Genomic DNA, 14498 nt, shown 5'->3' on the forward strand with positions numbered 1-14498 from the left:
TCACTTGTCCGGGATCGCCTCGATGATCACAAAGGCCTGCGCCCAGGGATGATCGTCGGTCAGGGTGAGGTGGATGGCGGCGCGGTGGCCGAGGGGAATCATCGCGTCGAGCCGCGCCTTGGCGCCGCCGGTCAGCGCCAGCGTCGGCGCGCCCGATGGAGCGTTGACCACGCCAATGTCCTTCATGAACACGCCGCGGCTGAAACCGGTGCCGACCGCCTTGGAAAACGCCTCCTTGGCGGCAAATCGCTTGGCGTAGGTGCCCGCGACGGTGAATGGCCGGCGGCGCGCCTTGGCACGCTCGACATCGGTGAAGACGCGGTTCTCGAACCGTTCGCCGAAGCGGTCGAGCGAGTTGCGGATCCGCTCGATGTTGCAGAGATCGGATCCCAGCCCGATGATCACCGCGCCACGTCCATCGCCGCGCGCATGCGGCGGATCGAGTCCGCAAGGCCGATGAAGATCGCCTCGCCGATCAGGAAATGGCCGATGTTGAGCTCCACCACCTGCGGGATCGCCGCGACCGGCGCAACATTGTCGAAGGTGAGGCCGTGGCCGGCATGAACCTCGATCCCGTTCTTCGCGGCCAGCGCGGCGGCATCGGACAGGCGGCGCAGCTCCTCGGCGCGGGCCGGCCCGTCGAGCTCGCAATAAAGCCCGGTGTGAAGCTCCACCACGGGCGCACCCAGGCGCAGCGCAGCATCGATCTGGCGCGCGTCGGGCTCGATGAACAGCGACACGCGCGAACCAGCGGCGGTGAGTTCCGCCACCATCGGCTGCAGGCGATCGTGGAGCCCGGCGGCATCGATGCCGCCCTCGGTCGTCCGCTCCTCGCGCTTCTCGGGGACGATGCACACCGCATGCGGCCGGTGCTTCAGCGCGATGGCGAGCATTTCGTCGGTCGCCGCCATTTCCAGGTTCAATGGGATGGTCAGTTGCTCGGTCAGCCGCGCGATGTCGTCATCGGTGATGTGGCGCCGGTCCTCGCGCAGGTGAGCGGTGATCCCGTCCGCGCCCGCGTCCGCCGCCAGCAGCGCGGCGCGCACCGGATCGGGGTACGTACCGCCGCGCGCATTGCGCACGGTGGCGACGTGATCGATGTTGACCCCCAGGCGCAGCTTCTGGCTCACGCGGCGGCCCGGCTCCCCGGCTTGATCGCCGGAATTGCTGCCAGTTCGGGCGGAACCTCATCCGGCTGGTAGGTCGGTACCTCCAGCTTGATCAGCGGGAAGAACGGGACGCCGATGTCGGCAGCGCCGTTCGAACGATCGACCAGCGCGGCGCCGGCGATGACCCGGCCCCCTGCCGCCTCGATCGCCTTGATCGCCTCGCGGGAGGACAGCCCGGTGGTGACGACGTCCTCCATCATCAGCACTTCCTGCCCCTCGCGCAGGCGGAATCCACGGCGCAGCTCAAAGGTGCCGGTCGGGCGTTCCACGAACATCGCCTCGACGCCCAGCGCGCGGGCCATCTCGTGCCCCGCGATCACCCCGCCCATCGCCGGGGAGACGACCGCCGTGATCCGCTCGCGCAGGTCGGCGGGCAGGCGCGCGGCCAGCGCCTCGGCCAGGCGCGCACCGCGGCGCGGGTCCATCAGGACGCGGGCACATTGCAGGTAGCGGGACGACCGCAGGCCCGATGACAGGATGAAATGCCCCTCTAGAAGCGCGTCCGCCGCGCGAAATTCGGCCAGCACATCGTCGTCGGTCACTCTACGCCCTTTCGTAATGTCCCGATGAATAAGGTCGCGCCGGGCGCCGCGCAACAAAGCGAAACGCCCTGTGGGCAAATAATGGCACATGCGCGCTTGAGGCGCGCGAAACCCCTCCGTATAGGCGGCAGAGTCTAAGGGTCTGCGCAGGGGGTGCGCTGGCCGCACACCGGAGAGGTAAGGTTACCGCACGGATGAGAAGCGCGTTCAAGGGATGGATGCTGGCCGCTGGGCTCGCGCTGGCAGGCCTTGCGCCTGCGGCTGCCCAACCGGCCGCAACGGAGGGCAATGCCGCAAGCGCGCCCGCAGCAGTGGGCACGATCGGCAATTCGGCCAACACGGCAGAGCGGGCGCCTGACCAGGCACCCACCGCGCCGCAAGTTGCCGCCGACGGCGCGCCGGTATTGTCGTCGGAACCGATCATCGGCCAGCCGACCGATCGCCTGATGTCGATCCAGCCGCAGGTGACCAAGAACGGTCAGCGCGCGATGGGTTTCCACAACAACATCCTGCTGCCGCTGATCGTCATCATCTGTCTGCTGGTGCTGGTGCTGCTGGTGTGGGTGGTGATCCGCTACCGCCAGGCCGCCAACCCGATCCCGTCCAAGACCAGCCACAACACCATCATCGAAGTCGTGTGGACGCTGGCGCCGGTGCTGATCCTGGTGGCCATCGCGGTGCCCTCGATCGGTCTGCTCTCCGCCCAGTACAAGCCTGCCCCGGCGGGCGCGGTGACGCTGAAGGCGATCGGCAACCAATGGTATTGGAGCTATCAGTATCCGGATCATGGCGGCGTCGAAATCACCGCCAACATGCTGAAGGAAAAGGACGAGGTCGCCGCTGGCGAGCGCTTCCGCACCGACGCTGACGGCCCCCGCCTGCTTGCCACCGACAACCGCGTCGTCCTGCCGGTCGGCGTGCCGATCCGCCTCATCACCACGGCCAATGACGTGATCCACAGCTGGGCGATCCCGGCCTTCTGGATCAAGCTGGACGCCGTGCCGGGCCGCCTCAACGAAACCAGCTTCACCATCGAGAAGCCGGGTGTCTATTTCGGCCAGTGCTCCGAACTGTGCGGCGCGCGCCACGCGTACATGCCGATCGCGGTCGAAGCCGTCCCGCCGGCGCAGTTCGCGGCGTGGATCCGTTCCAAGGGTGGCTCGATGCCGGGTGCGGCGCAGCCGTCATCGGCCGAGATTCCGCAGCCGGGCGCCGACAATTCGGCGAGCGTCGCGGCTGACGCGAACACCGCCGACATGATGACCGGCCCGACGCAGAACGCGACGGCCGAACCCGCCACCTCGCCTCAGGGCGCCACCGGCAATCCGGGCGGCACCGGCGACACGGGACGCTGAGACCATGACCGATACCGCACTTCAACCATCCGCCTTCCAGGCGCATGACGATCACGCGCACCACCATGACGCGGATCACAAGCCGTCGTTCTTCGCGCGCTGGTTCATGTCGACGAACCACAAGGACATTGGCACGCTCTACCTGATCTTCGCGATCTTCGCGGGGATCATCGGCGGCGCGATTTCCGGCCTGATGCGCGTCGAGCTGCGCGATCCGGGCATCCAGTATCTGCCGACATGGCTCGCCATGCTGCATGGTCCTGGCACGTTCGACGACGCGCTTCACCTGTGGAACGTCCTGATCACCGCCCACGGTCTGATCATGGTGTTCTTCATGGTCATGCCGGCGATGATCGGTGGCTTCGGCAACTGGTTCGTCCCGCTCATGATCGGCGCGCCGGACATGGCGTTCCCGCGCATGAACAACATCAGCTTCTGGCTGCTGGTCCCATCGTTCATGCTGCTCCTTGCCTCGCCGTTCTTCGGCGCGGGCGCGGGCACCGGCTGGACCGTCTATGCGCCGCTTTCCACTTATGGTGAGCCGGGGCCGTCGGTCGACATGGCGATCCTGTCGCTGCACCTGTCGGGCGCCTCGTCGATCCTGGGTGCGATCAACTTCATCACCACCATCTTCAACATGCGCGCGCCGGGCATGACGCTGCACAAGATGCCGCTGTTCGCCTGGTCGGTGCTGGTCACCGCGTTCCTGCTGCTCCTGTCGCTGCCGGTTCTCGCCGCGGCGATCACGATGCTGCTGACCGACCGTAACTTCGGCACGACCTTCTTCGATCCCGCCGGCGGCGGCGATCCGGTGCTCTATCAGCACCTGTTCTGGTTCTTCGGTCACCCCGAAGTGTACATCATGATTCTGCCGGGCTTCGGCATCATCAGCCACATCATCGCGACGTTCAGCCGCAAGCCGATCTTCGGCTACCTCGGCATGGCCTATGCGATGGTCGCGATCGGCGTGGTGGGCTTCGTCGTGTGGGCGCACCACATGTTCGCCACCGGCCTCAGCGTGAACACGAAGATGTACTTCACCGCGGCGACGATGGTGATCGCGGTGCCGACCGGCATCAAGATCTTCTCGTGGATCGCGACGATGTGGGGCGGCTCGCTCACCTTCAAGACCCCGATGGTCTGGGCGATCGGCTTCATCTTCATGTTCACCGTGGGCGGCGTGACGGGCGTCGTGCTCGCCAACGGCGGCGTCGACGATTACATGCACGACACCTATTACGTGGTGGCGCACTTCCACTACGTGCTGTCGCTGGGCGCGGTGTTCGCGCTGTTTGCGGGCTTCTACTACTGGTTCCCCAAGATGTCGGGGAAGATGTACAACGAGTTCCTCGGCCAGCTGCACTTCTGGGTGTTCTTCGTCGGTGTGAACATCCTGTTCTTCCCGATGCACTTCCTGGGCCTGCAGGGCATGCCGCGTCGCTACCCGGATTATCCGGACGCCTATGCCTATTGGAACCAGATCGCGACCCACGGCTATGAGATCATGGCGCTGGGCATGGTGATCTTCTTCATCAACCTGATCTGGTCGCTGGCGGCCGGCAAGAAGGCGCCCGACAACCCCTGGGGTGAAGGTGCGACGACGCTGGAGTGGACGCTGTCCTCGCCGCCGCCGTACCACCAGTTCGAGACTCTGCCGGTGATCGAGGACAGCAAGCACCATTGATCCCCAGCCGTCACGGCACCAACGAAGCGCCCCGCGAGGAAACTCGCGGGGCGTTTTCGTTTGGGGAAATGGCCGGGTGGCGCGCGCTGCCGTCGGCGGCACGCGCAGGCCGACGTGGGGCACGAACGGGCCCAGCCACGACCAGGGCAGCAGGAAAGGGCCAGACGCGCGTGCAGCGCGCCACATGTGCCGTGAGATAAGAGGGGCAGCCGGCACGCCACATCGCGCCGCAGGCATCACGCTGCGGCTACCGGGTCACCATCGCTGTCAGGAAGAAGATGGTGCCCAGGGACGGGATCGAACCGCCGACACTGCGATTTTCAGTCGCATGCTCTACCAACTGAGCTACCTGGGCACACCGACAGAACGTCGGCGAGCGGTCCCCCTAATCGGCTGAAGCGCCGCTGTCCAGCCCATCCGGGTCGATCTGTCGTCCGGGAATGCGATATCCTTCACCCAGCCATTGCAGCAGGTCGCGATCCTTGCACCGGCGGGAGCAGAACGGGGCATTGGCGGCGTCGCTGGGCTGCGCGCACAGGGGGCAGGTGTCGGTCATTCGTTGAATATGGGAACGCGCCCGGTGCGTTGCAGCAGGGCGGCGAGCCAATCGGGGCGGGCAAGGATTCGCGCGCGTACCGCCGGCGGCAGGCGGAAGCGGTTGGGTGACGACGCTGGCGTGCGCTCGATCTGGCGCAGCGCCGCCCGTGCGGCGGCACCGACGGGGTCCGCACGAAGTAATTCGGGTAGCGAGGGCCGCGACCGGCCCCGCACGATCTGCAGAAAGCCGAAGCCGTTGACCGCGGTACGCTCGAACGGCTGCGCGAGCAGCGAATCGATCGCCGCAGCCACCGCCTGCCGCGCCTCACGCCCCGCCAGCGTCGGAAAGTCGATCCCGATCGATCCGCCGATGTCGAGCCGCTCGATCGCGGCGGCAACCGCGGTCGCGGCGCGCACCGCCAGCGCGTCGAGCGGCGGATCGCCATCGACGTCGAACAGCGCCATTGCCGGCGTCGGCCAGAAGCGCAGCATGCCGCCCGGGAAGGAGATGTCGCCCGTCACCGCTTCCTCCAGCACCTCGGACCATCCCGCAGCCTCCAGCGCGTCCGGTTCGTGCGCCCGCAACGTGCGGACCGGTGCGTCGCGTAGCCGCTCCAGCAGCGTCGGGGCGGGGCAGGGGGCCGCATCGGTGATCCGGCCCCGCGGCGGCTTGGGGCGGCCGGGCTCGGGGATGGCGCCGCGCGTCACCTCGACCCGAACCGCCGCACCCAGCGTCGCCCCAGCGGCGGGGCGGACCAGCGCTATGTCCTCGCCGGAGTCGAGCCGGGCAAGGTCGCGTTCGATGAGGCGGGCGGGCGCGATCAGCCCGGGTTGCGGGCCGGCATCGTCGCACGCGATGCGGGCGCGGAGAATATGGCCGTCATCGTCGATCAGGGCGGCGCGCTGCTCGCCGATCCCCGCTTCGTATAGCCACTCAGCCAAGGATCACGCCGGCCGTGGCCAGCAGCGTGCGCGTTTCGAATAGCGGCAGGCCGACGACACCGGAATAGGAGCCGTCGATGCGGCGCACATAGGCCTCCGCGCGGCCCTGGATGGCATAGCCGCCTGCCTTGCCCAGCCCCTCTCCGCTCGCGACATAGCTGCGGATCTCCGCCTCCGTCAGCGGCTTGAACGCGACCATCGTGTCGGAGAGCCGCGTGCGCATCGTGCCCTCGCAGTCGACGACGATCACGGCGGACAGGCAATGGTGACGCCGGCCCGACAGGAGCCGCAGCATCCGCGCGAGATCGTCCTCGTCGGCGGGCTTGCCAAGGATGCGGGGTCCGACCGCGATGCTGGTGTCAGCGGCCAGCACGACCTCGCCGTCGCGGCGTGGCACCGCGGCTGCCTTGGCGGCAGCGACGCGCAGGACATAGTCGCGCGGGCGTTCCGCCTTCAGCGGCGTTTCGTCGACGTCGGGCGCGACCACGCGCGCGGGCACGACGCCGATCTGCGCCAGCAGCGCGAGGCGCCGCGGCGAAGCGGAGGCAAGGATCAGATCGGCCGCCATGCGCCGACCCCCGTTACGTTACAGGCCGCGCTTATTGCGGGCCGGGGCCGCCACGGCCGGGCATGAAGCGGTAGGTGATGCGCCCCTTGGTCAGATCATAAGGGGTCAGCTCGACGAGCACTTCGTCACCCACCAGCACGCGGATGCGGTTCTTGCGCATCTTGCCTGCCGTATGGCCGAGGATCTCGTGATCATTCTCCAGCCGGACGCGGAACATGGCGTTGGGCAGGAGCTCGACCACCTGGCCGCGCATTTCGAGGAGTTCTTCTTTCGCCAAAAAATCGATCTTTCTGCGGATAAGGGCGCGCGGGCGCTTAGCCGAAGCAACGCCAAAAGAAAAGGCGCGCGGCGAAAGCGCAGGCGGCAACGCAGCCAAAATGTGGCTGGGCGGGGAATGTTTCAACCACCGTGGCGCAATTGCCGCGGTGGTGCCGGTCGATGGCGACCGGCACGCCAGCGCCTAGCGCGTCGGGACGGGCGTGTCGCCGCTATAGTCGTAGAAGCCGCGCCTGGTCTTCTTCCCGTACCAGCCGGCCTCGACATATTTCACCAGCAGGGGGGCCGGGCGGAACTTGGGATCGCCGGTCGACTCGAACAGCACGCGGGTGATTTCCAGGCAGGTGTCGAGGCCGATGAAGTCGGCCAGCGTGAGCGGCCCCATCGGGTGGTTCAGGCCGAGCTGGCAGGCAAGATCGATGTCGCGGATCGTGGCGACGCCCTCGCCCAGCGCGAAGCACGCCTCGTTCAACATCGGCATCAGGATTCGATTGACGATGAAGCCCGGCGCATCATTGGCGTGGACCACGGCCTTGCCCAGCGCGGTGGCATAGGTCTCGACCGTCTTGACCGTCTCGTCGGCAGTCGCGAGACCGCGGATCACCTCGATCAGGCCCATGACCGGCACCGGATTGAAGAAATGCACGCCGATGAAGCGCGCGGGATCGGGCGAGGCCTGCGCCAGCCGCGTGATCGGGATCGACGAGGTGTTTGAAGCGAGGATCGCCTGATGGCCGAGCACGGTGCCGACCTCGGCGAAGATCGCGCGCTTCACTTCCTCGCGCTCGGTCGCCGCCTCGATGATGAGGCCGCACGACGACATGCCCTGCACGCCCTCAATCGGCTCGATCCGCGCCAGCGCCTGTTCGCGCGCCTGCGGCTCGATCTTACCCTTCTCGACCGCACGATCGAGTTGCCGCGCGATGCCGGCCTTGCCGGCCTCGGCGCGCGCCTTGTCGACGTCGGTCAGGAGGACGCGATAGCCGGCCTGGGCGGAAACCTGCGCGATCCCCGCGCCCATCTGCCCTGCGCCGATGACGCCGACTGCCTGCATGATTGTCTTCCCTTGTTCGAACTCACGAGGGGAGCGCTCTAGCCGCTCGCGACACGATTTGTCGAAGCGGGAATCAACGCCGGGCGCGGTTCGACGTGCGCCGCAGCCCGGTCAGGAAGCGGAAGGGGGAGCGTGCCGCTCCCCGTCTTGATTGTCGCTCAGGCGGCCTTGCGCAGGTCCAGGCGATCCCAGATCTCGACCAAGGCGTCGGTCAGTTCCTGCATCATTGCTTCGCTGTGCGCAGGCCCCGGCGTGAAGCGCAGCCGCTCGGTGCCGCGCGGCACGGTCGGGTAATTGATCGGCTGAACGTAGATGCCGTATTCGGCCAGCAGTACGTCGCTGATCTTCTTCGCCTTCACCGGATCGCCGACCATCACCGGCACGATATGCGTGTCGCCGATCATCACCGGCAGGCCGGCCTCGGTCATCATCGCCTTCAGCCGTGCGGCCGCAGCCTGCTGGCCGTCGCGCTCGACCGAGGAGCTCTTGAGGTGGCGCACGCTCGCCAGCACGCCGGCGACCAGCACGGGCGAGAGCGAGGTGGTGAAGATGAAGCCGGGCGCATAGCTGCGGATGACGTCGATGATCGTCTTGTCCGCGGCGATATAGCCGCCCATCACGCCGAACGCCTTGCCCAGCGTGCCCTCGATGATGGTCAGCCGGTGCGCGACCTCGTCACGCTCCGAAATGCCGCCGCCGCGCGCGCCGTACATGCCCACGGCATGGACTTCGTCGAGATAGGTGAGCGCATTATACTTGTCGGCGAGGTCACAGATCGCCGCGATCGGGGCGACATCGCCCTCCATCGAATAGACGCTCTCGAACGCGATCAGCTTGGGCGTCGCGGGATCGTCGGCGGCGAGCAGTTCCTCGAGATGCGCCAGGTCATTGTGGCGGAACACGCGCTTCTCGCAGCCCGCGTTGCGGATGCCGGCGATCATCGAGGCGTGATTCAGTTCGTCGGAATAGATGATGCAGCCCGGCAGCACTTTGGCCAGCGTCGCCAGCGTCGCTTCGTTGGAAACATAGCCCGACGTGAACAGCAGCGCGCCTTCCTTGCCGTGTAGGTCGGCGAGCTCGGCCTCCAGGTCGACATGGTAATGCGTGTTGCCACCGATGTTGCGCGTGCCGCCGGAGCCCGCGCCGACATCGTGCAGCGCCTCTTCCATCGCCGCGATCACCTTGGGGTGCTGCCCCATCGCGAGATAATCGTTGGAGCACCAGACGGTGATCGGCTTCGGGCCATTGTGGCCGGCGAAGCACCGCGCGCTGGGATAATGGCCCTTGTTGCGCAGGATATCGATGAAGACGCGGTAACGGCCTTCGGCGTGGAGACGGTCGATCGCCTGCGAAAAGGCGCGGGTGTAATCGACCGGCTTGGCCGAAAGAGCGTCGATGGACATGCGGGCGCACTTACTCTCCCCAACCCGCAGTTTCCAGCGGATTCGGGCTTTTTCAGTGATCGGCCGGGTCGCTAACTCGGCTCCGCGGCATCGGTTCCCGCCGGCATGTGGCGGAATCAGAGCCGCTCGACGCGATCGAAACCATAGCGTGCCAGCGCCCGATCGAGCCCCGGCGCAACATCGCCGGTGAAGACCGCGAGGTCAGCCTGATCGCGGGCGAACGTCTGCCCCTGCGTCAGATAGGCGATGCGCCGCCCAATGCCCGGGCCGCCATCGACAAAGGTGACTGGCCGGCCGACCGCCTCGGCCAGTTCCTCGCTCAGCAGCGGGAAATGGGTACAGGCGAGCACGATCGTGTCGATCGCGTCGCCGCCGGGCGCGGCGAGCATCGGCGCGATCGCGTCGCGCACCGCGTCGGGCGACACCGCCTCACCGCGCAGCTTCGCCTCCGCCAGCGTGACCAGGTCGGCCGAGCCGTGGCGGATGACCTGGCAGTCGCTGGCGAAGCGGGTGGCGAGGTCGTCGACATAGGCCTGCCGCACCGTCGCCGCCGTGCCAAGGACGCCGATCACGCGGGTCCGGCTGATCGCCGCGGCCGGCTTGATCGCGGGCACGGTGCCGACGATCGGCACGTCGAGCGCGGTGCGCACGGCGCCCAGCGCAATCGTCGAGGCGGTGTTGCACGCGATCACGATCAAGCGAGGCCGATATCGCTCCGCAAGGCGGCCGAGCAGCGCCGGAACGCGGCCGGCAATCTCGGCTTCCTGCTTCACCCCATAGGGAAAACCGGCCGAATCGGCGGCGTAGATCAGGCGCGCGACGGGCAGTTCGCGGCGGGCGGGGGCGACGATCGACAGGCCGCCGACACCCGAATCGAAGAACAGGATCGGGCGCGGATCGCTCATCCCCGCCTCTTACGGATCCGACGCGCGGGGGAAAAGCGCGAGTCGCGGCCGGCCCTGTCGCGATGCTCGCCAAAGGGCGGCATTAATGCATGTTAGTAGTAACAGCCGTTTCGTTCGGCTAACGTCACGAGCAACGGAGGAAATGTCTCTGCCGACCGAGATCATCTGGGGACCACCGCTTCTCGCGCTGGTGATTGGCTATCTGCTGGGATCCATTCCCTTCGGCGTTCTGCTCACCCGGGCGAGCGGCGCTGGGGACCTGAGGCAGATCGGCTCCGGCAATATCGGCGCGACCAATGTGCTGCGCACCGGCCGCAAGGGGCTGGCCGCCGCCACGCTGCTGCTCGACCTTGCCAAAGGCTGGGCGGCGGTGGTGATCGTCGCAGCGCTGCTACCGGGCTACGAACAACTCGCCGCGGCCGGTGCTTTCGTCGGCCATTGCTATCCCGTGTGGCTGCGTTTTCGCGGCGGCAAGGGCGTCGCGACGTTGATGGGCATCGTGCTGGCGCTGCATCCGCCGCTGGCCTTGGTCTATGCGATCGTCTGGCTGGGTTTGCTGGCGACGCTGCGCATTTCCTCGGTGGCGGGGATGGCCGCTGCGGCCAGCGCGCCGGTGGCGGCCGCCGTGTTCGACCGGTTCGATCTGGTCCCCCTGCTGCTCGCGCTCGCGCTGATCGTGATCTGGAAGCATCGTGACAATATCGGGCGATTGCTCGACGGGGCGGAGCCGCGGGTCGGCCGCAAGGGTGGCTGACGCCGATCCGCGCGACGATGGTGCCGACCGACTTCGGCTGATCCGGACGCCGGGCGTCGGGCCGGTCACCTACCGCCAGCTGCTGCGCCGCTTCGGCACCGCGCGCGCCGCCATCGAGGCGCTGCCTGAGCTATCCCGCCGCGGCGGTGGGCGGGTGCGAACCGCGGCCGATCCGCGCGTGATCGCTCGCGAGATGGAGACGGTGGCGCGGCTTGGCGCGCGGCACGTGTTCCATGACGATCCCGACTATCCGGCGCTGCTTGCCACCTTGGCTGATGCGCCTGCGGTGCTGACGGTCCGCGGGCATTTCCCTGACCCTGCCGCCAACAGCGTCGCGATTGTCGGTGCCCGCAACGCCTCGGCCGCGGCATGTCGCTTCGCACGCGGTCTGGCGCATGATCTGGCCGCGGAGGGCGCGGTGGTCGTGTCAGGACTGGCGCGCGGGATCGACACCGCCGCCCATGTCGGCGCCGGCCCTGCCACGGTCGCGGTCATCGCCGGCGGGATCGACATCGCCTACCCGCCCGAAAACGCCGCGCTGCAGGAACGGATCGCGGCGGAAGCGCTGCTCGTCGCCGAAATGCCGGTTGGCACAGAGCCGCGCGCGCGCCACTTTCCCCACCGCAACCGGATCATCGCCGGCTGGGCGCAGGGCACGTTGGTGGTGGAGGCGGCGCCCAAATCGGGCTCGCTGATCACCGCGCGGCTGGCGGGCGAGGCAGGGCGCGACGTGATGGCGGTGCCGGGCAGCCCGCTCGATCCACGGGCGCAAGGGTGCAATCTGCTGATTCGCGACGGGGCCACGCTGGTCCAGAACGCCCACGACGTGCTGGAGCAGATTCGGCCGTTCGATCCCCGCGTCGTCCGCGCGCCATCCCTGCCGTTCGAGGCGCAGCCGCCCGCCGACGCCGATGATCAGGCGCGCCGCGCCGTGGTCGCGCTGCTCGGCCCGGTGCCGACCCCGGTGGACGAGGTGATCCGCCAATCCGGCGTGCCGGCCGCGGTGGTGCAGATGGTGCTTCTGGAACTGGAGATCGCCGGTCGGCTCGATCGTCATGCCGGCGGGCGAATCAGCCTGACGATGTGACCGGCGCGCCCGCGTCGATCAGGCCGCGGGCGGCAGCCACGACAGATCGAGCCCCGCCAGCCGGTCGGTGTAATTGGCCGACCGCCCCAGCCGTCCTTCATCGAGAAGCGTCACACGGCCCGAATCGCGCCGGATCAACGCCTCGTCCTCCAACTGGCGCAGCATGCGGTTGACGTGCACCGCAGTCAGCCCGGTCGCATCGCCAATCTCTTCCTGCGTCAGCCCCAGGATGAAGCTGTTGTCGATCGTAGGATCGAGCCGCCTCAGGCGATTGCGTACGTCGAGCAGCACCGAGGCAACGCGCGCCTTGGCCGACGTGCGGCCGAGCGCGGCGATCCGATCGGTCAGCATCGCCCGTTCCGCCTGATCGAAGGCGACGATGACCGCGAACAGCCGCGGCTGTTCGAGTGCAAGCTGAGTCATCAACGGCCGGTCGAATGGGCACACCACGCTGTCCGCCAGCGCGCCCACCGTCTCCGGCACGCGTGAGAACACCAATGCAGGCAGTGCGATGACGTCGCCGGGAAAAATGAAGCGCAGGATCTGACGACTGCCATCGGGCAGGATGACATAGCTCATCATCATGCCGCTGCGCAGGATGAACAGCTCCCCGGCCGGGTCATTCTCCCGCACCAGCGTCGCGCCGCGGCGAAGCGTGCGCTCACGCTCCTCCAGACGCAGAAGCGCTGAGCGTTCGCCAGTGGATAATGGGACAAAGTCACCGAGACGTTCGGCAAAACAGCTACTTGGCACGCGTGGAGGGCCCCCTTGGGAACAAAGAACGCTAGTCGCCTCGGGGCCGGTGCTGCATTAAAGTCGATCAACATCGTTACGCGGCCGTCGCTTGGCGAGCGCGCCTGCGTTCGGTAGATGCGTGCCGATGGACCGTATCCTTATTCGCGGTGGCAATCGCCTGTCGGGCAAGCTGCCGATCTCCGGCGCGAAGAATGCAGCGCTCACCCTCATGCCCTGTGCGCTGCTGACCGATCAGCCGTTGACGCTACGGAATCTGCCGCGGCTAGCCGATGTCGATGGCTTCGGCCACTTGCTCAATCAGCTTGGCGCCTCCACCGCGATCGAGGGGACCCGGCCCGAGGAATTCGGCCGCGTCATGACGATCCGTGCGGGGCAGCTGACCTCTACCGAGGCGCCCTATGACATCGTGCGAAAAATGCGCGCGTCGATCCTTGTGCTGGGGCCGATCCTGGCACGGGCCGGCGAAGCGCGCGTGTCGCTGCCGGGCGGCTGCGCGATCGGCAATCGCCCGATCGACCTTCACCTGAAGGCGCTGGAGGCGATCGGCGCGGAGCTGGAGATGAGCGCCGGCTATGTCGCCGCGCGCGCGCCCAAGACGGCGTCCGGCAGCGCCCGGCTGAGCGGCGGGCGCTATCGCTTCCCGGTGGTGTCGGTCGGTGCGACCGAGAATGTCGTGATGGCGGCGGTGACGGCCAAGGGCAGCTCGCGGATCGAGAATGCCGCGCGCGAGCCGGAGATCGTCGACCTGTGCCGCTGCCTCGTCGCGATGGGCGCGCAGATCGAGGGGATCGGCACCGAGACGCTGGAGATCGAGGGCGTCGATCGGCTTCACGGCGCCACCTATGCCGTGATGCCGGACCGGATCGAGGCGGGCAGCTATGCGTGTGCGGCCGCGATCACCGGCGGCAGCCTGGAACTGGTCAACGTCGACGCCGAAAGCATGGGTGCAACGCTGACCGCGCTCGCCGATGCGGGCGTGCTGATCGAGCTGAAGAAGAATGCGGTATGCGTGACGGCGCAGGGGCCGCTGCAGCCGCTGACGCTGACCACCGCGCCCTTCCCGGGCTTCGCCACCGATATGCAGGCGCAGTTCATGGCGATGCTGTGCAAGGCGGACGGTGCCAGCGTGCTGACCGAGACGATCTTCGAGAACCGCTACATGCACGTGCCCGAACTGGCGCGGATGGGCGCGGACATCACCGTCAGCGGGCGGACTGCCGTGGTGCGCGGCGTCGAGCGGCTGGTCGGCGCGCCGGTAATGGCGACCGACCTTCGCGCATCGATGAGCCTGATCCTCGCTGGCCTCGCCGCCGAGGGTGAGACCTCGGTCAACCGCGTCTATCACCTCGACCGCGGCTATGAGCGGCTGGAGGAAAAGCTGTCGGCGGTGGGTGCGGATATCGAGCGCGTCAGCGACGGCTGAGACGGGAGCTGATGTCTTCCAGCCTCTCCCCTGACGGGGAGGG

Annotated in this window: 16 protein-coding genes and 1 tRNA gene; 5 read left to right on the plus strand and 12 right to left on the minus strand. The window is 67.7% G+C overall.

All coding sequences use genetic code 11. The features are described from left to right. From acpS to pyrE, 3 genes are read right to left on the minus strand one after another with little or no spacing between them, the layout of a single operon-like run. Positions 1-405 (minus strand): holo-ACP synthase, encoded by a 405-nt coding sequence (gene acpS, locus ACH0BU_RS09375; protein WP_046409508.1) that lies wholly within the window; start codon positions 403-405, stop codon positions 1-3. Continuing rightward, positions 402-1130, minus strand: a complete 729-nt coding sequence (locus tag ACH0BU_RS09380) for a pyridoxine 5'-phosphate synthase (RefSeq protein WP_136450890.1) — start codon at positions 1128-1130, stop codon at positions 402-404. Before ACH0BU_RS09380 ends, acpS begins: the two co-directional genes overlap by 4 nt. Then, positions 1127-1711, minus strand: coding sequence for an orotate phosphoribosyltransferase (pyrE, locus tag ACH0BU_RS09385; RefSeq protein WP_136450889.1), 585 nt, complete (start codon positions 1709-1711; stop codon positions 1127-1129). Before pyrE ends, ACH0BU_RS09380 begins: the two co-directional genes overlap by 4 nt. 194 nt (positions 1712-1905) lie before the next feature. Here pyrE and coxB point away from each other — a divergent pair, with 194 nt between their 5' ends. After that, positions 1906-3066 (plus strand): cytochrome c oxidase subunit II, encoded by a 1161-nt coding sequence (coxB, locus tag ACH0BU_RS09390; protein WP_500263984.1) that lies wholly within the window; start codon positions 1906-1908, stop codon positions 3064-3066. A gap of 4 nt (positions 3067-3070) precedes the next feature. Continuing rightward, positions 3071-4750 (plus strand): cytochrome c oxidase subunit I, encoded by a 1680-nt coding sequence (gene ctaD, locus ACH0BU_RS09395; protein WP_046409516.1) that lies wholly within the window; start codon positions 3071-3073, stop codon positions 4748-4750. A gap of 279 nt (positions 4751-5029) precedes the next feature. Here ctaD and ACH0BU_RS09400 read toward each other — a convergent pair. The 8 genes from ACH0BU_RS09400 to murI form a co-directional block, all read right to left on the minus strand. Beyond that, positions 5030-5105 (minus strand) — tRNA-Phe (locus tag ACH0BU_RS09400). A 30-nt stretch (positions 5106-5135) separates the two neighbouring features. After that, entirely contained in the window at positions 5136-5306 is a 171-nt protein-coding gene (locus ACH0BU_RS09405; protein ID WP_082103002.1) for a DNA gyrase inhibitor YacG, read from the minus strand. Then, positions 5303-6229: a ribonuclease gene (locus tag ACH0BU_RS09410; RefSeq protein WP_500263985.1), complete on the minus strand. Its 927-nt coding sequence runs from the start codon at positions 6227-6229 to the stop codon at positions 5303-5305. The genes ACH0BU_RS09405 and ACH0BU_RS09410 overlap by 4 nt, the downstream gene beginning before the upstream one ends. Further along, positions 6222-6797 carry a Maf family protein gene (locus tag ACH0BU_RS09415; protein WP_046409522.1) on the minus strand — a complete coding sequence of 192 codons (576 nt, stop codon included), beginning with the start codon at positions 6795-6797 and terminating at the stop codon, positions 6222-6224. The genes ACH0BU_RS09410 and ACH0BU_RS09415 overlap by 8 nt, the downstream gene beginning before the upstream one ends. Positions 6798-6828: 31 nt before the next feature. Then, complete coding sequence (gene infA / locus ACH0BU_RS09420; RefSeq protein WP_026325702.1) at positions 6829-7074, minus strand: translation initiation factor IF-1; 246 nt, start codon at positions 7072-7074, stop codon at positions 6829-6831. 183 nt (positions 7075-7257) lie between these two features. After that, the gene (locus tag ACH0BU_RS09425; RefSeq protein WP_500263986.1) at positions 7258-8127 is read right to left on the minus strand and encodes a 3-hydroxyacyl-CoA dehydrogenase NAD-binding domain-containing protein; all 870 of its coding nucleotides are present in this window, start codon (positions 8125-8127) and stop codon (positions 7258-7260) included. Between the two features lie 158 nt (positions 8128-8285). Further along, a complete protein-coding gene (gene hemA, locus ACH0BU_RS09430) occupies positions 8286-9530 on the minus strand; it encodes a 5-aminolevulinate synthase (RefSeq protein WP_145117624.1) in 1245 nt (414 codons plus the stop codon). 116 nt (positions 9531-9646) lie between these two features. Further along, positions 9647-10435 carry a glutamate racemase gene (gene murI, locus ACH0BU_RS09435; protein WP_046409529.1) on the minus strand — a complete coding sequence of 263 codons (789 nt, stop codon included), beginning with the start codon at positions 10433-10435 and terminating at the stop codon, positions 9647-9649. A 142-nt stretch (positions 10436-10577) separates the two neighbouring features. Between murI and plsY the strand changes: the two genes are divergently transcribed. Together plsY and dprA are read left to right on the plus strand one after the other, a co-directional pair. Then, positions 10578-11189 (plus strand): glycerol-3-phosphate 1-O-acyltransferase PlsY, encoded by a 612-nt coding sequence (plsY, locus tag ACH0BU_RS09440; RefSeq protein WP_082103004.1) that lies wholly within the window; start codon positions 10578-10580, stop codon positions 11187-11189. Beyond that, the gene (gene dprA, locus ACH0BU_RS09445; RefSeq protein ID WP_500263987.1) at positions 11182-12276 is read left to right on the plus strand and encodes a DNA-processing protein DprA; all 1095 of its coding nucleotides are present in this window, start codon (positions 11182-11184) and stop codon (positions 12274-12276) included. Before plsY ends, dprA begins: the two co-directional genes overlap by 8 nt. A gap of 18 nt (positions 12277-12294) precedes the next feature. On the opposite strand, the gene ACH0BU_RS09450 is transcribed toward dprA, so the two are convergent. After that, positions 12295-13029 (minus strand): Crp/Fnr family transcriptional regulator, encoded by a 735-nt coding sequence (locus ACH0BU_RS09450; protein ID WP_046409533.1) that lies wholly within the window; start codon positions 13027-13029, stop codon positions 12295-12297. 127 nt (positions 13030-13156) lie between these two features. On the opposite strand from ACH0BU_RS09450, the gene murA reads away from it, so the two are divergent. After that, positions 13157-14455 carry a UDP-N-acetylglucosamine 1-carboxyvinyltransferase gene (gene murA, locus ACH0BU_RS09455; RefSeq protein ID WP_500263988.1) on the plus strand — a complete coding sequence of 433 codons (1299 nt, stop codon included), beginning with the start codon at positions 13157-13159 and terminating at the stop codon, positions 14453-14455. The last annotated feature ends 43 nt before the right edge of the window (positions 14456-14498 follow it).

The sequence above is a fragment of the Sphingomonas olei genome, assembly GCF_045369765.1.
GTDB lineage: Bacteria > Pseudomonadota > Alphaproteobacteria > Sphingomonadales > Sphingomonadaceae > Sphingomonas > Sphingomonas panaciterrae.